Annotated in this window: 19 protein-coding genes; 6 read left to right on the forward strand and 13 right to left on the reverse strand. The window is 37.1% G+C overall.

The genetic code is table 11. The features are described from left to right. Positions 1–109: 109 nt before the first annotated feature. Both brnQ and H9650_RS03585 read right to left on the reverse strand, forming a co-directional pair. A complete protein-coding gene (gene brnQ, locus H9650_RS03580; protein WP_191696579.1) occupies positions 110–1,459 on the reverse strand; it encodes a branched-chain amino acid transport system II carrier protein in 1,350 nt (449 codons plus the stop codon). Between the two features lie 52 nt (positions 1,460–1,511). Then, the gene (locus H9650_RS03585) at positions 1,512–2,492 is read right to left on the reverse strand and encodes a proline racemase family protein (protein WP_191696580.1); all 981 of its coding nucleotides are present in this window, start codon (positions 2,490–2,492) and stop codon (positions 1,512–1,514) included. Between the two features lie 243 nt (positions 2,493–2,735). Here H9650_RS03585 and H9650_RS03590 point away from each other — a divergent pair, with 243 nt between their 5' ends. Continuing rightward, entirely contained in the window at positions 2,736–3,707 is a 972-nt protein-coding gene (locus H9650_RS03590; RefSeq protein ID WP_191696581.1) for a proline dehydrogenase family protein, read from the forward strand. 103 nt (positions 3,708–3,810) lie between these two features. On the opposite strand, the gene H9650_RS03595 is transcribed toward H9650_RS03590, so the two are convergent. Next, a complete protein-coding gene (locus tag H9650_RS03595) occupies positions 3,811–5,142 on the reverse strand; it encodes a sigma 54-interacting transcriptional regulator (RefSeq protein ID WP_318245382.1) in 1,332 nt (443 codons plus the stop codon). Between the two features lie 234 nt (positions 5,143–5,376). Between H9650_RS03595 and pruA the strand changes: the two genes are divergently transcribed. After that, complete coding sequence (gene pruA, locus H9650_RS03600) at positions 5,377–6,921, forward strand: L-glutamate gamma-semialdehyde dehydrogenase (RefSeq protein WP_191696583.1); 1,545 nt, start codon at positions 5,377–5,379, stop codon at positions 6,919–6,921. Positions 6,922–7,266: 345 nt separating this feature from the next. After that, the gene (locus H9650_RS03605) at positions 7,267–7,905 is read left to right on the forward strand and encodes an SGNH/GDSL hydrolase family protein (RefSeq protein WP_191696584.1); all 639 of its coding nucleotides are present in this window, start codon (positions 7,267–7,269) and stop codon (positions 7,903–7,905) included. A 192-nt stretch (positions 7,906–8,097) separates the two neighbouring features. On the opposite strand, the gene H9650_RS03610 is transcribed toward H9650_RS03605, so the two are convergent. The 9 genes from H9650_RS03610 to H9650_RS03650 all read right to left on the reverse strand — a co-directional run bounded on the left by H9650_RS03610 (position 8,098) and on the right by H9650_RS03650 (position 16,676). Next, complete coding sequence (locus tag H9650_RS03610) at positions 8,098–9,384, reverse strand: MFS transporter (RefSeq protein ID WP_191696703.1); 1,287 nt, start codon at positions 9,382–9,384, stop codon at positions 8,098–8,100. Between the two features lie 27 nt (positions 9,385–9,411). Continuing rightward, the gene (locus H9650_RS03615) at positions 9,412–9,861 is read right to left on the reverse strand and encodes a VanZ family protein (RefSeq protein ID WP_191696585.1); all 450 of its coding nucleotides are present in this window, start codon (positions 9,859–9,861) and stop codon (positions 9,412–9,414) included. A 99-nt stretch (positions 9,862–9,960) separates the two neighbouring features. Beyond that, positions 9,961–10,812, reverse strand: coding sequence for an STAS domain-containing protein (locus tag H9650_RS03620; RefSeq protein ID WP_154311380.1), 852 nt, complete (start codon positions 10,810–10,812; stop codon positions 9,961–9,963). A 169-nt stretch (positions 10,813–10,981) separates the two neighbouring features. Then, a complete protein-coding gene (locus tag H9650_RS03625; protein ID WP_144537298.1) occupies positions 10,982–12,064 on the reverse strand; it encodes a Gfo/Idh/MocA family protein in 1,083 nt (360 codons plus the stop codon). A gap of 513 nt (positions 12,065–12,577) precedes the next feature. Further along, positions 12,578–13,231 (reverse strand): phosphate signaling complex protein PhoU, encoded by a 654-nt coding sequence (gene phoU / locus H9650_RS03630; protein WP_144537296.1) that lies wholly within the window; start codon positions 13,229–13,231, stop codon positions 12,578–12,580. A gap of 18 nt (positions 13,232–13,249) precedes the next feature. Next, positions 13,250–14,059 (reverse strand): phosphate ABC transporter ATP-binding protein PstB, encoded by an 810-nt coding sequence (gene pstB, locus H9650_RS03635; protein ID WP_151111126.1) that lies wholly within the window; start codon positions 14,057–14,059, stop codon positions 13,250–13,252. 15 nt (positions 14,060–14,074) lie between these two features. Further along, positions 14,075–14,899, reverse strand: coding sequence for a phosphate ABC transporter permease PstA (pstA, locus tag H9650_RS03640; protein WP_144537293.1), 825 nt, complete (start codon positions 14,897–14,899; stop codon positions 14,075–14,077). A 1-nt stretch (position 14,900) separates the two neighbouring features. Further along, positions 14,901–15,812: a phosphate ABC transporter permease subunit PstC gene (gene pstC, locus H9650_RS03645; protein WP_144537291.1), complete on the reverse strand. Its 912-nt coding sequence runs from the start codon at positions 15,810–15,812 to the stop codon at positions 14,901–14,903. 39 nt (positions 15,813–15,851) lie between these two features. Then, positions 15,852–16,676, reverse strand: coding sequence for a phosphate ABC transporter substrate-binding protein (locus H9650_RS03650; protein WP_144537289.1), 825 nt, complete (start codon positions 16,674–16,676; stop codon positions 15,852–15,854). A gap of 348 nt (positions 16,677–17,024) precedes the next feature. On the opposite strand from H9650_RS03650, the gene H9650_RS03655 reads away from it, so the two are divergent. From H9650_RS03655 to H9650_RS03665, 3 genes are all read left to right on the forward strand, one after another. Next, on the forward strand, positions 17,025–17,549 hold the full coding sequence (locus H9650_RS03655) for a sigma-70 family RNA polymerase sigma factor (protein WP_191696704.1): 525 nt from the start codon (positions 17,025–17,027) through the stop codon (positions 17,547–17,549). Beyond that, positions 17,539–18,177, forward strand: a complete 639-nt coding sequence (locus H9650_RS03660; RefSeq protein ID WP_144537285.1) for a hypothetical protein — start codon at positions 17,539–17,541, stop codon at positions 18,175–18,177. The genes H9650_RS03655 and H9650_RS03660 overlap by 11 nt, the downstream gene beginning before the upstream one ends. Positions 18,178–18,926: 749 nt before the next feature. After that, the gene (locus H9650_RS03665; protein ID WP_191696586.1) at positions 18,927–20,306 is read left to right on the forward strand and encodes a Glu/Leu/Phe/Val family dehydrogenase; all 1,380 of its coding nucleotides are present in this window, start codon (positions 18,927–18,929) and stop codon (positions 20,304–20,306) included. A gap of 176 nt (positions 20,307–20,482) precedes the next feature. Here H9650_RS03665 and H9650_RS03670 read toward each other — a convergent pair whose 3' ends face one another. After that, positions 20,483–20,983 (reverse strand): HEAT repeat domain-containing protein, encoded by a 501-nt coding sequence (locus tag H9650_RS03670; RefSeq protein WP_191696587.1) that lies wholly within the window; start codon positions 20,981–20,983, stop codon positions 20,483–20,485. Positions 20,984–20,989 lie beyond the last annotated feature (6 nt).

Below are 20,989 nucleotides of genomic sequence, written 5' to 3' on the forward strand. Positions count from 1 at the left end.
TTTTTAAAATCATTTAATATATCGTTAAAGTCTTTTTTCCGTTATTCGCTCTATGTCGATTTGCAATCCAATCTCATAGCCACCAAGATCAAACGTTATGTCAAAATTTCTATACTTCCTGCAATTCCCCTGTCTCTTCTTGCTTTTCCTTTTTAAAGAAGTAACCGATCACCGCACCGATAAGTCCTGTCACGATCCAGCCAGCTCCACTTGTAAATAAAGGAATAAAACCAAATACGTTATTAAGCGCTTCCACAGCAATGTTTGCTTCTTTAAGCGCATCTGTAATTGCTACCATACCAACTCCGATAATAGTACCTACATAAACCGAACGTGATCCCTTGAACCAGCTATCTGTAAAAATAAGTATTATTAACGCAATGGCAATTGGATAGAGTAACATTAATATTGGAGAAGCCATTGTTAATATTTTTGTTAATCCAAAGTTTGTGATGATCAAGCTTCCAAGTGAGAAGATTATTAACCATTTTTTATAGGAAACTTTCGGAATAATGCGTTCGAAGTATTCTGCAACAGCAGCTAAACATGCTACATTTGTTGTAATACCTGTTAAGAAAATAACTATTCCAATTAAATAAATACCGATTTGTCCAAATAACGCCTTAGAAGCAAGCGCAATCAGTTCTCCACCATTTGTTGTATAACCAACAGCATCCACACTAGTTGCACCTATCCATGACATAGACACCTGCAGAAGAACTAGTCCCACCACAGTGATGAGGCCTGCCTTAATGAATACTTTGGATACTTCTTTTTTTGAACGAATTCCCAAAGCATCAATCGATTTAATGAAAATTCCACCAAACACAAATGCAGCTAGCACATCCATAGTAAAGTAACCTTGAGTAAAACCCTTCAGAAATGCATCGCTAGCAGTTTCGTAGCCCTTTCCTTCTATCGGTCCGTATACAGAACCCATTGGAGTAAAAATAGATTTTGCAACAATGATCACTAAAAGAGTTGCAAAAACAGGTGTGATCAACTTCCCTAATCTATCAACAAATTTAGTAGTTTCCCATGATAGGTAAACCGTTAAAGCGATAAAAATAATAGAAAAGATAAGTAAAAACAAACCAATTTGACTACTGTCGGCGATCAGCTGTTTTATAGCAATCTCATAGACAACTGACGTAGTTCTTGGAATAACGTATATTGGCCCTAAAGTTAGGAATAATAACACCGAGAAAACAATAGCAAATTTAGGAGAGACACGACTTGCAAGTTTTTCTACAGTGCCTCCACCCTTTGTAAGTGCAATAATTGCCAACAAAACTAACCCTACCCCTGTTACCAAGAAACCTGCCATAGCAATCGGCGTATTTGTACCTGCTTGTTGCCCTAGAACTGGAGCAAAAATTACATTACCAGCTCCCAAGAACATGGCGAATAACATAAACCCAATGGCTACAATTTGAAAAAACGATAATTTTTTTTCCATTTATTTTCTCCCTTTTTTTAAAAACTTTTAAACAAAAGATATTTTAATATAATTATATAGCGAAACCTTCCGCATAAATATCTGCGTCTTGTAGGATAAATTTGTGCTCGCCAGTGATCCAAGCAGACCCCTTAATTGCTGGAATAATAGCTTCCATTTCTGCAACCTTTGTTTTCCCTAAAACTTTTCCTTCAAATGTAGAACCTATAATACTTTCTTGAATAATAGATGCACCAGTCTCTAAATTCAATGCTGCCATTTTTGCACAGGTTCCCGTTCCACAAGGAGAACGGTCGATTTGTCCATCTCCAAAAACAACTACGTTTTTATAGTGGTTGTCACTAATCTTGTCAGTAATTTCGATTAGATCCACTGTTCGGATATTGGGAATAGTCGGGTGCTCAATGTTTATATTTTTATTAATATAATCTCTAGCCTCTGTAGCCAGCTCTATTATTCTATGTTTATCAGACAAATCAATTTTGACCCCTAAATCAGAGGAATTTATTATTCCAAAAAAACTTCCTCCGAATGCTATGTCCACTGAAACATTTCCAATTTCTTTTAAGTCTATGGACAAGCCTTTATGTAGGATAAATGCAGGCACATTCGTAAATTCTACGCTTTCCACTCGTTCTCCATTGAAGCTCACTCTGCATTCTATTATTCCTGATGGAGTATCCACATAAACAAGTTCTTTTTTGGGAATAATACCTTTAGTCAAGCACATCGTTACAGTGCCAATAGTCCCATGACCGCACATATTTAAGTATGATCCACTATCCATAAAAATTATTCCAATATCACATTTCTTGTTTGTAGGATCTGTCAAAATGGAACCAAACATATCCTTATGTCCCCTTGGCTCATTCATCAACAACTTGCGAATATGGTCATAGTTTTTCTTAACATATTCCTTTTTTTCCATCATCGTTTTCCCAATAATCTTTGGAAAACCGTTGATAACTATACGTGTAGCTTCTCCCATAGTATGTGTATCGATTGTTTCAATGCTTAAAACATACTGTTCCATACTATTCCTCCTTCACAAAAATTTTTTACATAATTAAAAACATATATTATTTTATATCTTTTGAAAAGTATAATGAATTCATATATTTCTTATAAAATAATTATTTATATATAACAAAGCCTGTGGGTTAGCGGTTTAATCAACAAATATTCTAAAAATAAATAAGAGAAATTTATTGTTTTTTTAATTTCTGTGATATAATGCTTTGGAAATTATTTCACCAAAATAAGGGAGAGGTTTTAGATGGCATTACGTGACTTTTTTATCGCTTTATCAGAAAACCGCACACTAAATAGTGCAGCTCAAAAATATGGTTTAAAAATGGGAGCCCAAAGCGTTGTTGCGGGAACTAACATTCAAGAAACAATCGCAAGTATTAAAGAGTTAAACAAACAAGGAATCTCTTGCACGGTTGATAACCTAGGCGAGTTCGTATATGAAAAGTCTGAGGCTACTGCGGCTAAGGAGCAAATTCTCGAAGTGATTAAAGCAATTCACGAAAACGGAGTGGATGCGCATATCTCTCTAAAGCCTTCTCAACTGGGCTTAGATATTGAGCGTGATTTCTGCTATCAAAATTTAAAAGAAATTGTCGCTCTTGCTGACGAATACAATATTTTTGTTAACTTCGATATGGAAAACTATGACCGTTTACATCCTTCTTTTGAATTGATGGAGGAGTTGAACGAAGAGCATAAAAACGTGGGAACTGTAATTCAAGCATACTTCCATGAGTCCGATGAAAATATTGAAAAATATAAAAACTATCGTTTAAGAATTGTTAAAGGCGCTTATAAAGAGCCTGCTAACATCGCATATCAGGACAAAGCGGAAATTGACCAGAAGTTTATTGAATTGATTGAGTATCATTTACTAAATGGCAAATTTACATCTATCGCAACACATGACCATAACGTTATTGATCATGTAAAGCAATTTGTAAAAGTTAATAACATTCCTAATGATAAATTTGAGTTCCAGATGCTATACGGCTTCCGTAAGGACATGCAGCTACAGCTAGCAAAAGAAGGATATAATTTCTGTACTTATGTTCCTTTTGGTCGTGATTGGTATGGATACTTCATGCGCCGTCTAGCTGAACGCCCACAAAATTTAACCCTTGTGACCAAGCAGGTCTTCACTAAAAAAACAAACACAGTTATTGGATTAGCTGCTGCTGCATTCCTAGCTGGACGTTTAACAAAACGCAAATAAGAGAAGTACAAGCATCTATTTCTGCATCTGCAATCAGATGGGTATAGCTATATTCTCTTATCCTAAAAAAACTGGACCTCCTCTTTACAGGTGGTCCAGTTTTTTATTCACTATATTCTTTTTCTTCCACTGCTTTCATCCTCTTCATGCGATATTGCAAACTTTGACGCTTTATCCCTAGCGCTTTAGCAGTCTGAGAGACATTGCCCTTGAAGAAACTCAACGCATTTAAAATATAATAATCTTCAACTTCTCGAATATATTGGTCGAGTGGTCGGAGATCCTTTTCCGATTGAACGATAAATAAATCGGTATCTGTATGCTGGTCTTTCGGATTAATCTCCTGTGTCTTCCAACGAAAATAAATCGGTAACATATCCTTCGTTATATATTCTTCTGTAGATATGAGGGAGGCAATCTCGTCGAGTAGCACCTCCAGCTCCTTTAGATTTCCAGGCCAGTCGTAAGATAAAAAGATTTGTTCAACGTCTGCTTCAAGTCCCTTCACAATACAACCAACATTTTGCCGAAGTCTAGAAAGGTAATCGACCACAAAGGGCATAATATCCTCCTTTCGTTCACGAAGTGATGGAATCTGTATCGTGATGGTAGAAAAGAAATAATATAACCTCTTAGAAAGCTTACCAGTACTGATAAGTTCAATTGGATCGTCACCAATACTCGCAATAAAAACATGATTCTTTTTCTCATGTTGTTTAAGCATCTTCACGATTTTTTCTTGAGCATCCATTGATAAATATTCAATTCGCTCGGCAAAAAAAGTAATATTAGATAGCTCAGTTACATACTTTTCAAGCTGAGCTATGACAGTTGCCTCATCTCTTCTACAAATCAGCGTAATGAACTGGGAGTTTGGTTCAGATAATGCATGATGGATTCCTTCAGCAATCATATCTTTCCCTGTACCCGATTCACCGATTAGCATAACAGGGATTCGATTAGCTGCCGCCACCTTTGCTGTTGAAATAACATTTCTCATTACATCCGAAACTGCAGTAATCGTTTCAAACATGAGTGGCTGTCCATATCTACGAAGCGGCTGATACATCATAAATTCTTGTGCTGAAATATCCCTCGCAAACTCTACTACTCCTAAAATATGACCATCATTCTCTATCGGTAAGATATTACGAATGGTAGTGATTTCTTGTCCCTTTTCATTCCAAAAGGTCTTCTTCTGATTTTTGATGGACTGTCCACTTTGAAGAACTTGTTGTAGAATGCTCTCTTCCATTCCAAACTGAATAATCTCTTTGGCGATACGCTTCTCCGCTTCTTCGTTAGTTAGTCCCTCCAGCTCTTTCATTTTTTGATTGTAGACAACAGGTCTGCCTTGTATATCGATTGCACGAATTCCGTTATCACTCATTTCTGTGATAAATTCATATATTTGGAGTAGGTGTTTATGCTCCACTGGATTCACAGCTCCTTTACTCATAGATATGGATAAAGCAAATATGGATGAAAATTAGACAGTATATAAACAAAGTATAGTAGTTAAGTGACCAAAAACTACAACTGTTCGAAATTTATTAAAGTTTTCTAAATTTAATAGTTGAATTATGCCAAATGTTATTGCATTATTATATATATACTTTTCGCAAAAGTGCAAAATGAGTTTGCACCTTTTCACTTAGGAGGATAAAAATTGATTTCTTATAAACATGAACCATTCACAGATTTTACAGTTAATACAAACACTGAAGCATATAAAGCAGCTCTAGAGCTTGTGAAAAATCAATTAGGAAATCATTATCCTTTAGTTATAAATGGTGAAAGAATAACTACCGAACAAAAGATAAATTCATATAATCCAGCCAAGAAATCTGAGCTAATCGGATCTGTTTCAAAGGCAACTCAAGAATTAGCTGAAAAAGCAATGACGTCTGCTTACTCAACTTTTCAGGAGTGGCAATACATATCTGCAGAGGTTCGTGCAAATATTTTATTCAAAGCTGCAGCAATCATTCGTCGTCGCAAGCATGAATTTTCTGCTTGGTTAACCTATGAAGCCGGAAAACCATGGAATGAAGCAGATGCTGATACTGCTGAAGCAATCGACTTTTTAGAATATTATGGACGTCAGATGTTAACTATCAAGGACGGACAACCAGTAGAAAGCCGTCCCGGTGAAAGAAATCGCTATGATTATATTCCGTTAGGTGTGGGCGTTATTATCTCCCCTTGGAATTTCCCATTTGCCATTATGGCTGGCACTACAGTGGCAGCTGTTGTAACTGGTAACACAGTTCTATTAAAACCTGCCTCTACTACCCCTGTTATTGCGTACAAATTTGTAGAAGTGTTAGAAGAGGCAGGACTTCCTGCAGGTGTAGTGAACTTCATTCCAGGATCTGGTGCAGAGGTCGGGGATTATCTAGTCGATCACCCACTTACTCGCTTTATTAGCTTCACTGGATCACGTGACGTGGGTCTTCGTATCAACCAACGAGCATCTGTTGTAAATGAAGGTCAAATTTGGATTAAGCGCGTCATTGCTGAAATGGGCGGAAAAGATACCATTGTAGTAGACAAGGAAGCAGATCTAGAATTAGCAGCAGACTCTATTGTCAAATCAGCTTTTGGTTTTAGTGGTCAAAAATGCTCCGCTTGTTCTCGAGCAGTTATAGTCGAAGATGTATACGACGAAATCGTGAAACGAGTCGAAGAAAAAACAAAGGCGTTACATGTTGGAAGTCCACTGGATCCAACAAACTATACAGGCCCAGTTATTGACCAGGCTGCCTTTAACAAAATTACAGACTATATTGAAATCGGAAAGCAAGAAGGACGCCTAATTGCTGGTGGTACCGCTGACCAATCAGAAGGGTACTTCGTACATCCAACAGTATTTGCAGACGTTTCGGTTGATGCACGAATCATGAAGGAAGAAATCTTCGGACCAGTTGTTGCCATTACGAAAGCAGCTAACTTCGAAGAAGCAATAAAGATTGCTAACGCTACAGACTACGGTCTAACCGGTGCAGTTATCTCTACTAATCGAACGAACATTGAATATGCACGCCAACGCTTCCATGTAGGAAACCTATACTTCAATCGCGGTTGTACAGGTGCTATCGTAGGCTACCAACCTTTCGGAGGCTTTAATATGTCTGGAACAGACTCTAAAGCCGGTGGTCCCGACTACTTACAGCTTCATGTGCAAGCAAAAACTACCTCCGAAGCTCTATAATACTTCTATATTTAATAGGAAGAAACTCTTTTTATGGCCTGCAACCTTGCAGGCCTTTTAAATACACAAAAACTCACTTTATTATAACAGAATTACCACACATACAATATATAATCCATTTTATAACAAGAGTATTGCAGGTGCCTGGCACCTGCAATACTCTTGTTATATTTCTACACTGCATTTAACTAATAACCGAGGTGAAGAATATCTCCTATATGTGAATTTTAGAACCCTACTTCTACTTTCAATTTAATAAAGAAATTACCGAGAACAATTGTATAATTAAAGGTAAATAATAAGGTGTAACAGCTTTTAATAAATAGTGATGGGAGGTATACGTAGTTGCAGCTAAACTCGTACACAAGCAGATGGAACAATAAAAATTGGACAGTCGTTGGTGACAGTAACACGGAGCTCAATTGGGCCGGTGAAATAAAATATTCCGGCTACATCTCTGAAAATCTTGGGTTAAAAGTACAAAACTTAGGAAAAAGTGGATCTGGGTGGTTCAATACTTGGAAGGCTGGTTACGAGGCATTCTACCTAAGATTAGATGAGGTAGATAAAGAGGCAGATTTAATCACCTTCTTAGGAGGAGGTAATGATTATGCTGAAACGGAGAAGTCCTTTGTTTTAGGTACTTTAGGTGATACTGATCCCGTCTCTTCCTTTTATGGTGCATTAGATCACACTATCAGCACAGCTATCAATATGTTCCCAAACGCAACCATCGCTACATTCACCCAGTTTAGACGCGATGTGGGACAGCCCACTAACCCTCAGCTGGAAGCAATGGTGAGAGCTGAGTTAGAAGTAACTGCAAAATACGGAATCCCTTGCTTTAATCTTTATCACCAAGCCAATCAATATCCATGGCTAACTTGGTACCGTGAGCGTTATATGATCGATGGTATTCATCTAAATGATGCTGGTCACAAGAAACTAGCCTTTAAAATGATTCCTTTTATAGAAGGACTATAGAAAAAGCTCCCAGATTCGGGAGCTTTTTATTCTTGATATTCGATTGTCGTAAAATAATTGTAGATTGTCGTAAAATTCGTGTTGATTGTAGTAAAATAGGTCTCGATTGTCGTAAAACAAGCCAAAATTGTAGTAAAACACCTAAAATCACTGAGTATTAGACAAAAAAGACAGCCCATTCAACTAAAATCTTTAACTTTTCCAAGAAAATCTCCAAACCCGATTAGGAACTTTACACAAACCAACTATTAACACGAACGACAAAATTCCAGCAACTAAAGACAACATCATGTAGCTAGTTTGCGCAGCGATTACACCGGACAATCCCCCACCAGAGACACCTGCCAGTGCAACCCATACATCCACCGAGCCCTGTCTTTTAGCTCTCGTCGCAGGCACAGTAGAATCTACTATCAAAGCGGTGCTACTAATTAAACCAAAGTTCCATCCTAAACCTAACAACGCTAATGCCAAAATGAGCATCCCTAAGGAGTCTCCGGGAGCAAACGCAGCCACAAGCCCTGCTGCAAGCAAAGTAAAACCGGAAGCAACACCCACTGCCATTCGTCCAAAGCGGTCTACAAGCATTCCTGTAACCAGTGAAGGCAAATACATTGCCGCCACATGAAATCCAATCACTAAGCCGACAGCATTTAAATCATGCCCATGATGCCTCATATGAACAGGTGTCATCGTCATTATGGAAACCATCACGACTTGAGTGATGACCATAATCGCGGCTCCAGTATAAATACCCATTTTATCCTCTACTTGCTCCTCAAAATCGTTACTAGCACTCACATCTGCCTTATGCTTGTTAATAGCAGTCGAAATAACTAAAGGATCAGGTCTCAATAAAATTAAAAGAACAGCCCCAGCTAAAATATAAGCAGCCGCTGCCAATATAAAAGGACCTGCAAGCGATGGAACTCCTATAGAAGTAGCAAATTCACCCATCACCCCAACTAAATTGGGACCTGCAAATGCCCCTAAAGTGGTAGATACCATCGCCACACTAATTGCCGTTCCTCGTTGCTTTGCACTAGCTAAATCCGTACCAGCATACCTTGCCTGTAAATTCGTTGCAGACCCAGCGCCATATATTAAAAGTGATACAAACAGCAATACAATACTTTCACTCAGAGAAGCAATAACTACCCCTACAGCTCCTATACCACCAACGATAAACCCAGAAGACAAGCCATACCTCCTACCAAAACGCTGAGACATTCTCCCAACGATTAACGCTGCTCCAGCTGACCCTAATGTAAATAACGCTGTAGGCACTCCTGCATAACTATCCGTCCCTAGCATATCCTGAGCAATCAAAGCACCCACTGTGATTCCAGCCGCAAGCCCTGCTCCTCCGAATATCTGTGACAAAACGACAATCCATAGAGTTCTTTTATAAAGTCGCTGTATTTCTTCTGGAGAATCTATGTATTTCTTAATTTCTGTAGAACTATTTCCCTTTAATATGACCCTTCACTCCCATCTTCCACAATACTATGCTTTACGTTTATTCCTTAATCCTATCAGCCATCTGTATAGCAAGATACCAACTAAAGCACCGGCGCTATCAATCAATACATCCTTCACTTGTGCCCCTCTTCCAGGTACAAACAGTTGATGCAGCTCATCACTAATCGTATAAATGACACAAATCAAGAACGCTAACCCAATATCTTTCTTGTTCCAAAATTTGCTCAACCTTAATGCACGTACTACCAATATTCCTAAAACGAAATAAATAAAAAAATGTGCATTCTTTCGTACAAAATGATGAGAGTTCTCCATAAACAAATCCGAATCAGGAGCTGCCATCTCCACTATCGATAAAAACATTTCCGTGACTCCTAAGCTTAACTCTTTTGAATCCACAGCTGGTTGACTGGAGAAAAAGAAAATCAAACCCATCCATAAAATCACAGCAACAAAAGAAAGAACTTTAGACATTTATACTCACCTTGCACTTTCTAGCTACTTCTTATCTTAAACACGAGAAACCTAATAAAAGCAGCTAAAGAGTGAACTTCAGCTGCCCCACTATAAATATTACATATTTTTGTAAACACCCGTACGTAGCAAAGCTTGTCTTAATGAACTATAAGTAGAAATATTCCCGAAGTCCAATCCTAATTGGACAGAAGTTTGAGCAACCTCTGGGCTAATACCTGATACAAATGGCTGAATGCCTAGTAAGCTTAAAATCTCCATAAATTTGAACAACTCATTTGCGACCATCGTATCTATAATCGGTACTGCGGAAATATCGATAAATAGCTTATCTATACCAAGCTCTATACACTTTTGTGGTATTTCATCAGTTAGAGACTTCGCACGATATGTATCAATATCCCCAACGATCGGCAATACACCAACCTTTTCTAAAATAGGGATAATTGGACTGCTCAATTCTCGGATTAGCGTTTGCTGTGCATTAAAACGAGTATTAGAAAGAAGATAATAGCGTTTAGAAAACTCAAAAATTAACCGATCGAAAGATATATTATAGACAGAGCTCCATTTCAATATATCACCATGAGTAATGCTATCTGTTTTTTCATTCACAAAAGATTCTACAAAACTCCAAATGGTCTCCCTAGTTTTATTGAGTGCTTCAATTACATTATGAATGGCTATACTATTTTCAACTCTATTTTTCGCAACATTTTCTGCCCAAATGTCTAAAAGTTCAGGAAAGGAATTTTCACCCTCCCATAAAGCACTAGCTACCGTTCTAATAGTTAGCGCATGCTGTTCTTGAAGTATCACATCTATCTGAGGGTTCGGATTATTCGAGTAAAAAGGATCTGTAAACTTTCTTTTTTCCTCAAACCACTGTTTGGTAATATTTTGAGAGTTTTCAATTAAATAACTATAAAGTTGCTGGTTAATAGAAGACAAATGCTTCCCTTCTTTCTATCTAATTAATAGTAAGTAACTCTATTATAAATCCTTCAGAAGGAAAAAGGTATTTTATTCTATATTTTCTACATTATTTGAATAATATTATCACCGCAAGAAATATGAAAAAAGCAGCCGAATGTAAATTCGGCTGCTAGAGTACTCTATATTATTTTGAAAATCTTCCTTTAAAGTCCATTGTGCTGCATTTTTCCATTGGAAGCTTAACACTTTTGCCTTCTGCAGCTGATTTATAAATTGCTAACACTAGCTCAAGTGCGTTTCTACCGTCCACTGCTGTTACATAAGGATCTCTGTCATTTTTAATCGCATCGATCACATCAGTATATAGTGGGTTATGACCAAAGCCATAAACGGATGGTGGATTTTCGAAGTATTTTGCTTTTACTTCTTCGGAGTTATCCTTGTTATCTGCAAACATCCACTCTTCAATAATATTAACGGATTTACCACCGATTTTAACAGTACCTTCTTCACCAAAAACATAAAGCGTTTCTTCAAGATTTTTAGGGAAGATATTAGTAGTACCTTCAATGATTCCATAGCTTCCGTTTTTAAAGCGAACTAAAGCCATACCAAGGTCTTCTGCCTCGATGAAGCCGTGCATTAGGTTGTCTGTCATACCAACAACTTCTACGATTTCGTCACCCATCATCCAACGTAACAAGTCAATATTATGTATACATTGGTTCATCAACGCGCCGCCATCTTGCTCCCAAGTTCCGCGCCATGGAGCTTGTGTATAATAATCTTCTCCGCGGTTCCAACGAATATGAGCAGTTCCGTGAAGTAATCTTCCGAAGCGACCTTCTTCTACAGCTTCTCTCATTTTTTGAACAGATTTATTGAAACGGTTTTGGTGACAAGCACTTACTTTAACGTTTTTCTCTTTAGCTAAAGCAATGATTTGATCTGCTTCTTCTAAAGATAAAGCGATTGGCTTCTCAATGATTAGGTTGCTTCCATGTTCAATACAATCTAAAGCGATTTGAGCATGCTTTCCACTTTCTGTACAAATCCCGATTAGCTCAGGAGATTCCTGCTGAAGCATTTCCTTGTAATCAGTATATTTTTTTACTGTTTCCGGAAGCTCGAACATGGATATTGTTGCATCCATTTTGCTCTCATCTACATCACATAATGCCACGATATCTAAATTATTTTCTATAGCTGCAGCAACATGATTAGGAGAGATTCGTCCACACCCGATAATTGCATATTTTAAACTCACTTTCGTGTTCCTCCTTTGGAATACCCAATGTCTATATGCTCTTATGCTACCCAAACACTCAAAGTTATACTCTAAGTGATTATCTTCACATAAAGCCTCCACTATTATATCATAATTCAATCTATAGTTTTATCAACTACATATGAATCAATTATATAATTGATTCATACGAATAATATAAAGGAAACTAAAGAATTATGTCCTTTACATGGAATATAGTTTATTTTGGCTACAACTGGGCACCTCCCACGGGATAAGTGATAGGCTACCATCGTAGTTCACACGTTGTTTTTAATAGCTTATGCGCCATACTCATCCGGTCTGAGTTAAACATATCATCTTTCCTCAACATAATGATATATATTTGTATTTTAATGACAAAGTACTATTTGTGAATTTCAAATCATGTATGTAAATGAGTTCAATTTTAAGGAGCCTCGGAAAATTTAATTTCGAAGGCTCCTTTATATTTAAAGGTAAAGTTACATGGAGTTTACTCAATAGATCAATTTATCAGTTAAAATCATACATCTGCCCTTTGATCAGATAGGCAGTGCTTTCTGCTATATTTGTAATATGATCAGCTGTACGTTCTAAGAAACGATTGATGAACAGGAGCTGCACGAGCTGACTCGTGTCTTCTGGGTGTTCACTTAAATAATGTGTGATATTTTGGTAATTAGTCTTGCTGTTAGCATCGACCTGATCATCGAGGTCTGCTACTTCCTTTGCTAACGTAATATTTTCTTTCACAAAGGATTCTAGTGATTTTTGTAGCATGACTATGGAGACTGTCTTCATCGGCTCGAGTTCTGTCAAATACAATAGGGACGGTCGCTCTCCTATTTTAATAGTTGCCTTTGAAATGTTAACCGCGAAATCAGCAATACGCTCGATATCGCTCGAAATTTTCAAAACACCAATGATTCTGCGTAAGTCACGTGCAAGTGGCTGTTCCTTGGAGATAAACCAAATAGCCATTTGATTTATCTCCTTTTCCATTTCATCTATCGTATTGTCTTTTTCTATTGTTCTCAAAGCAAGCTCAATGTCCTGCGTTTTTAGAGCTTTGTATGATTGCTCCAATTGCTCTTCAGTTATTCGAACCATTTCCGCAAGCTTATTTTCCAGCTCCTGCATATTGTTTTCGAAGTTTTCGCGTATCATTTTCCGTCTCCCATCTTGTTATCCGAAACGTCCAGTTATATAATCTTCTGTTCTTGAATCATTCGGTGTTGAAAAGATAACGTCTGTTTTATCGTACTCAATTACTTCTCCATTTAAGAAGAATGCTGTTTTATCGGAGATTCTGGCAGCCTGCTGCATATTGTGTGTTACGATGACAATCGTGTAGTCTTTTTTCATTTGGGTGATAAGCTCTTCTACCTTCAATGTTGAGATTGGGTCAAGGGCAGAAGTCGGTTCGTCCATTAATATAACATCTGGCTTCATTGCAATAGCACGAGCGATACAAACACGCTGTTGCTGACCACCAGAAAGACCAAGGGCAGAGGTTTTTAGGCGGTCCTTCACCTCATCCCAGATGGCAGCGCCACGAAGACTTTCTTCTACAATTTCGTTTAAAGCCTTCTTGTTTTTAATGCCCTGCATACGTGGACCGTAAGCAACATTGTCATATATACTCATTGGGAACAGGTTAGGCTTTTGAAAAACCATTCCCACTTTCGTACGAAGCTTTATAACATCCTGACTTGCATATATATCCTCTTCATCAATTACAATTTTTCCAGTGATTTTAACTCCATCGATTAAATCATTCATACGGTTTAACGTACGTAGAAAGGTTGATTTCCCACAACCAGAAGGGCCAATCAATGCTGTTACTTCTTTTTCCTGAATACCTAGGGAAACACCGTACAATGCTTGCTTCTCCCCGTAAAATAAATTGAGATCATACACATTGATTTTCGAATGCTCAGTAGTAGTCGTTGACCCAAAGCTCTCAGAGGTAGATTTAAAAAGTAATTTCTTCATGTTGGTCTCCTTCGTTTAATGATTTGCCTTATTGAATTTCTTGGATATATACGTAGCAGATAAGTTAAGTATTAAGATGATCACGATTAACACAATACCAATGGCCGCCGCCAGTTCAATATTTCCTGTCTCCTGAGTAACTAAATAAGAATGCACCGTTAGTGTACGAGCAGAAGAAAAAATACTTTCTGGCATGGCAGCCACTGTACCAGCTGTTAAGAAAATAGCTGCCGATTCGCCCACTATCCGCCCAATGGATAGTATAATTCCCGAAAGAATTCCCGGCATTGCACTCGGTAAAATAATTTTATAAAGAGTCTGTAGCTTGGTTGTCCCAAGTGCCAAAGATCCCTCTCTATAAGTATTAGGCACTGTCTTTAACGCTTCTTCAGTTGTTCGAATAATAACCGGTAATACGATAATGGTTAAGGTTAATGATGCCGCGATGATAGACATACCCAGCTTCAAGGTTGCAACAAAAAACACCGCTCCGAACAGTCCATATATAATAGAAGGAATCCCTGTTAAGCTCTCAGTCGCATAACGAATTATTTTCACTAGTCGACCTTGTTTCGCATACTCATGTAAGTACACTGCAGCCAAAATCCCTATTGGTGTAGCGATAGCCAACGATATTAAAATTGAATAAACAGTGGTGACGATCATAGGCCAAATGCCTCCTCCACCAGTTGGCGAGTAATCACCGAAGATAAACTCTAAATTGATCAATCGAAAGCCTTTGTAGAATATGTAGCCGACAATTACAACTAGAATGGCAACAGATATAAAGGCCGAAAACCATAAGAGACCTCGGAGAATATTGTCCTTTACCTTGTTCATATTAGTTGCCTCCCCTTGCTGTGATTCTAGCTAGTACGAAATTTAAGATGAGAATAAAGGAGAATAACACTATCCCAGTTGCGAATAGCATTTCCTGATGAGTACCAAACGCATATCCCATCTCCAATGCAATATTCGTAGTTAGCGGACGAACACTGTCTGTAAGACTTGTAGGGATAATCAGACTGTTTCCAGCAACCAATATAACTGCCATTGTCTCCCCGATAGCTCGTCCTAAACCAAGGACGATTGCCGCCATAATCCCGGACTTTGCAGCAGGAACGATTACTTTAAAAATGGTCCCAATATGTGAAACCCCTAGAGCTAAAGAGCCTTCTGTGTAAGATTTGGGAACCGCTCTTATCGATGTCTCTGCCACAGTAACAATAGTAGGAAGCATCATAATAGCGAGCACTAGAATAACAGCTAGTAAGCTTTGCCCTCTCGCAAGACCAAAATTGTCCTGTAATAAAGGAACGATAATCGCGAGTCCGAATACACCGTATAAAACAGATGGAATACCAGCAAGAAGCTGAATAGCCGGAGAAATGAGCTTGGCTAATCTCTTAGGTGCAATTTCCGCTAGGAAGATGGCTGTAAATAAACCAATCGGAACTCCAATAATTAGTGCACCAAGTGTAGCGAATAGAGATGCTACGATCATTGGAAAAATACCGAATTTATCCTCGCTCGGAACCCAGTCTGTGCCGAATATAAAATCTATAAAGCTGTAGCCCTCTGCTATAAACGGATAAGAGCCCTTATAAAACACAAAGCCTACAATTAAGGCTAAACTCACTACAGATAATAATGCACAAGCAAGGAAAACCTTTGCAGATAAACCTTCTAAAAAATACTTACGTTTATTTGCTTTTTCTATTTCAGTTTGCTTTTCGAATGGTGGTGTAGTCACGCAAGTTTCCTCCCATTTTGTAAATTCAACATATGTTGTTTATTGCAGAATAGGGATAGCACCCGCTTCGGAAACTATTTCCTGTCCATTAGAGCCTAAAATATAATCGATAAATTTCTGTCCTCCTTGCGTTAAATCACCATCTTTGTATACGAACAAAAATGGTCTTGAAAGACTGTATTTGTTGTCTAACACGTTTTGAGCAGTCGGCTCTACTCCGTTTATCTTCATCGGGTAAATCGTTTCATCAATATACTCGAAGGATATAAATCCAACTGCGTGCTTGTTAGTCGCCACAGTAGTCTTTATATTTCCATTCCCACTTGCGACAATCGCATTTCGAATCAATTCACCGGAGGAATAGCCGACAATTTCCTGAAAGGCATCACGGGAGCCTGAGCCATCCTCACGCGATACTACCACAATTTCTAAATCCTCTCCGCCAAGCTGCTTCCAGTTCGTCACTTCACCAGTGAAGATTTGCTTCACCTGCTCCATCGTTAAATCCTGAACCTTATTCGATGGATGTGTAACAATTACAATCCCATCATAGGCAATGATAATTTCCTCTAATTGTGCAGCTTCCTCTTCCTTTAAATCACGAGAACTCATTCCTATTTCAGAAACACCGTTTGTTGCATTCGTAATACCCGCAGATGATCCGATCTGATTGACCTCTATATTGACCGATTCTGTTTCTTCATATTTCACCGCTAACTTCTCTGCCAAAGGTCCGACCGAAGTAGATCCTGATATAGAGATAGTTTGCTTATCGCCACTTGAGTGTTCTGTATCATCACTTCCACAGCCAGTAAGAATCGCCAAGGGAATAACAAGAGAAACGATCGTTTTCTTAAATAACATGGGAAACCTCCAAGAGTTATAGACTTCTATCTACTTTCCATCATAATGTTAATTTTTTAACCCTTTATTAACTGAATGTAAAGGTATTGTAAACTTTCTAAAAATGAATTAAATATATTGTGAATTTATTGAAAATTAAAGTAAACTCATTTTCATTAATTTCTACTCTAAACAAGTGAATTATAAAATATAATGCACACTGATATAGTTTCTCTTAGTTTGCCCTTCAATAAGTGTTCATATGTATAGCTGCTGAATAACGTTTGAAACCATATTTCCGCTTGAAATTAAAGCCAAATGGAGTTCTAGACCGTCTAATAGTTGATAGAAAATAAGGAGGTGTTTTAAATTTTAAATTTAGTGAATAAAGCTCAAAAAGGTAATGACAACGCATTTTTGACATTATTTCAAAAGTATGAAAATGACATTTACAGAGTAGCTTTTGTATATGTGAAAAATCAAAATGATGCCCTTGATGTTGTTCAAGAAACAGCATATCAGTCCTTTAAATCAATAAAAAATCTAAAAGAACCTAAATATTTTAAAACTTGGTTGATAAGAATTGCGATAAACTGTGCACTTGATTTACTTAGAAAACAGAAAAATATTCTTCCTCTAAATTCCGAATTTGAAAACTTTATAGCAGGAGATTTTAACGAAGATATATTTGAAGAAATAACGTTAAATGAGTTAATCGAATGTTTAAATGAAGACGAAAAAAGTGTAATTATTTTAAGGTTCTATAATGATTTAACTATAAAAGAAGTATCTAAAACTTTGGAAATTCCTTTAGGTACAACAAAGACTATTTTGTATAGAGCCTTAAATAAACTTCGAAAAAATTTGGAAGGAGATCATATATATGAGCAATAAAATTAAACAAGAAATGAGTAAAATAGAAATACCAAAAGAAATTAGTGAAAGAAGTAAATTAGGAATTTCAAAAGTGAAATCAGAAAGAGGTAAACCTAAATTTAAGCGCTCTTTTATAATTGCACCAGCGATAGTAGCTTCATTAGCAATAGGTATTTTTACTTCAAGTTACTTTACAAATGACTCAGTACCGGAAAATCCTATAATAAAAACAATGGAATACAGCAGTAGCTTTGATTTGTCGGACACTCCTCGCCTTATTGGTTGGGCAGACAATGTATTCATTGGAAAAGTTATAAAACAATCTGGTACTAAATCATTGGGTGGTATCCCCGAAACTCAATTTGAAGTAGAAGTTACAGATAACATTAAAGGTGATCTTGAAGAAACCATAATAGTGAATCAACAAGGTGGATACACAAAAGAAGAATTAATATTAGTAGAAAATGATCCACTACTTAAAGAGGGACAATTATATTTATTTGTTACAAAGTATCTGCAAGAAGAAAATTGGTATACCTTAGTACCCGTGTATGGGGACATTTTAATTAATAATAATGATGAAAAAAATAATCTAATCCAAGAATATAAAATAGAGTATGAAAATGAAATACCGTTTGGGAATTAGCGAATAAAAGAGATTGGCTGCTGCAAGGTAGCCAATCTCTTTTTGGGTTTCCAAATTTTCTAATCAGAAATCAACATATTTAATACATGGACCGCCAGTATTGAAATAAAGGTGTTTTACTGGATAAATGATTTTAAAATTAAAAATACTATAGACAATTTCAAATTTTTTGACTTTGTCTGCAGTCTGCCCATATAATTGCATATGATAAAGGTCTAAACCCTTTCGTTAATAATTTTCAAATTGGCCATTCCTTCTTAAATCACTTACTTTCTTCAAACTTGTTACATGCGCTCTACCCAGAACTCTCGATATGCTATCCTTTTTAGTGACATCACATATCGAACATATGTAACCGAGCCATTCTTCTGTAAAAGGTTTACTACGGTTTTCGTGGAAACTTGAATTATATTTCATTCGATAGTTTGATAACGTGTATTCAAACTCATTTAACATATAAGATTTAGTCAAATGAATCACCCTTTCTAATAAACTTGGTGGATATAATGAAGTAGTATTCACCTTCCTTTCGCTTTTAACACTGCTTGCGTTGCTTTCGCTAATAGGTCTGATTGTCCTTGAATATTCAATAATTTGTTGTACTGCATCTAAGCGTTGTTTAAGTCCCTTTTGTCTTGTCCATTCGGATATGAATTTATCAAAATTTAATGAACTTCCCTACGTTTTTTCCCAGCAGTTTAGGGTATAACTAACTCCGATGAACTATATTTACGGAGGTGCTGAAATAAGTGGAAGAACAAACAATATCAATTGTAAAGCAGTCGCTAAATGCATTATTGGAGAACGAGACCTTTTTGCCTGATTTACAAGGAGAGATGCGGACAAAGGCATTTAATTCATTGAATGCAATTCTATCTACACCTAATCAGATACATAAGTCTTTCCTGCGTGTTCCGCTGGAAAGCGGAGAAATTGTTCGGATTCCCTCTTATCGTGTGCATCATAATGATGCCCTTGGTCCGTATAAGGGTGGTATTCGTTTTCATGAGTCGGTTAATGAGTTAGAGGTTATTAATTTGGCATTTCTAATGACGCTAAAAAATGCACTTCATAATGTACCCTTCGGTGGAGGAAAAGGCGGAATCGTCATCAATCCTAAAAACTTTACCGACAAGGAATTACATCGTATTTGCATAAAATATGTGCGCTATTTTAACGATGTCCTTGGTCCTGATCGTGACATTCCAGCACCAGACGTTGGATCCGGTGAACGAGAGATGGATTGGATGATGGCAGAGTACAAAAAGATTAACCAAGGGCAACCATACTTGGGCAGTTTTACAGGAAAAAGTATTGCAAATGGTGGATCTTTAGGCCGTAGAGAGGCTACTGGCAAGGGAGTTTACTTCACCTTCCGCTACATGTTAAGTAATTATGTAAAGGAACATGCGCAAACATTAGAAAGCTCTGAAAACCCTTTTGCCAAAACGGCACTGGAATATTCCAACCGCCCTTTAACAATTGCGGTGCAAGGATTCGGTAATGTTGGATCAGTTACAGCGCTTGAGGCTGCTCGCTGTACACATCTTCAAAACAAGGTCGTTGCAATAAGTGATCGTAATGTCACTCTATATAACTCAGATGGGCTGGATATTCAGACACTTGCACAATTTTCATCCGAGAACAAAGGCGACCTTCCCACTTCAGAGGAGCAGCTAAAAGAAATAGGGGTCACCGCGTCTATATTAAGCAGAGAAGAAATTCTTACAATGGATGTAGACGTTTTATTCCTTGCAGCGCTAGAAAATCAATTGAATGACTCCAATAAAGCTGATATTAAGGCTCGAATTATCGTAGAAGGAGCGAATGCCCCAACTACTAAGGAGGCAGACGACTACTTGAGCAAAAAAGGCGTCATCATCATCCCAGACATTTTAGCAAATGCCGGTGGGGTAATTGTTTCTTATTTAGAATGGCTTCAGGGACGAGAAACACAGTTTTACTCAGAGGAAGAAGTGTACAACCAGCTTCTAGCGAAAATGAAAAATACGATGGATACATTACTGCCATTATATTTTGGAGATCCTTTACCACTTCGCCAAAATTGCTATATCCATGCGGTTATTCGCTTATCTACTGTGCTGTATAGACAAGGGAAGCTTTATTAAAAATGGCTATGTTAAAGGTAGATGTAAGACACAAAAAATGAGCTGGGATATTTTCTCCAAGCTCATTTTATTTTATTTCCTTTTTATTAAAGCACGCGTTAGTTGAATAAGAAATAGAAGACACCAAAGCATTTCTACTTTCTTTATGTAAGCACCAATAGTGAAACAAGGCTTAATTATTTTTTCTTAAAAGTACACAAAGTTTCTATCGTATCTGATAATATCTCAATTTGTCTTTCTTTATCATTTAACTCTTCTTTTACCTCTATAATACAGTTCAATAAAACTTCATCTGATATTTCACCTTTAATTGATTCTATCAATTGATATGCTTGTGCTTGTACTTCAAAGTTTCCATTTATCAAATGGTAAATTAGTGTTTCTAAATGTGCTGAACAATCGAATGGTTCTAGTGCGTATAATAGTGTTCCTCTATAACCTAAAGTTTTTGGGTCATTAATAACATCTATTAACGGTTGTACCACTTCTTCGTTCCCAATATCACTTAACGTTAAAGCAATAGAGTTTCTTAATAAAGGATTTTCAGTTCTTTGTAAATATTCAATAAGTAAAGGAATTGCTTGAATGTCCTTACTTCTGCTAATTTCTTCTAAAATGATTTCTGCTTCATCAAACTTTTCATTTTCTATTGCAAATCTTAATGAACTATTGTCCATAATACT

Origin of the sequence: Psychrobacillus faecigallinarum, assembly GCF_014836595.1 — a bacterium.
Taxonomy (GTDB): domain Bacteria; phylum Bacillota; class Bacilli; order Bacillales_A; family Planococcaceae; genus Psychrobacillus; species Psychrobacillus faecigallinarum.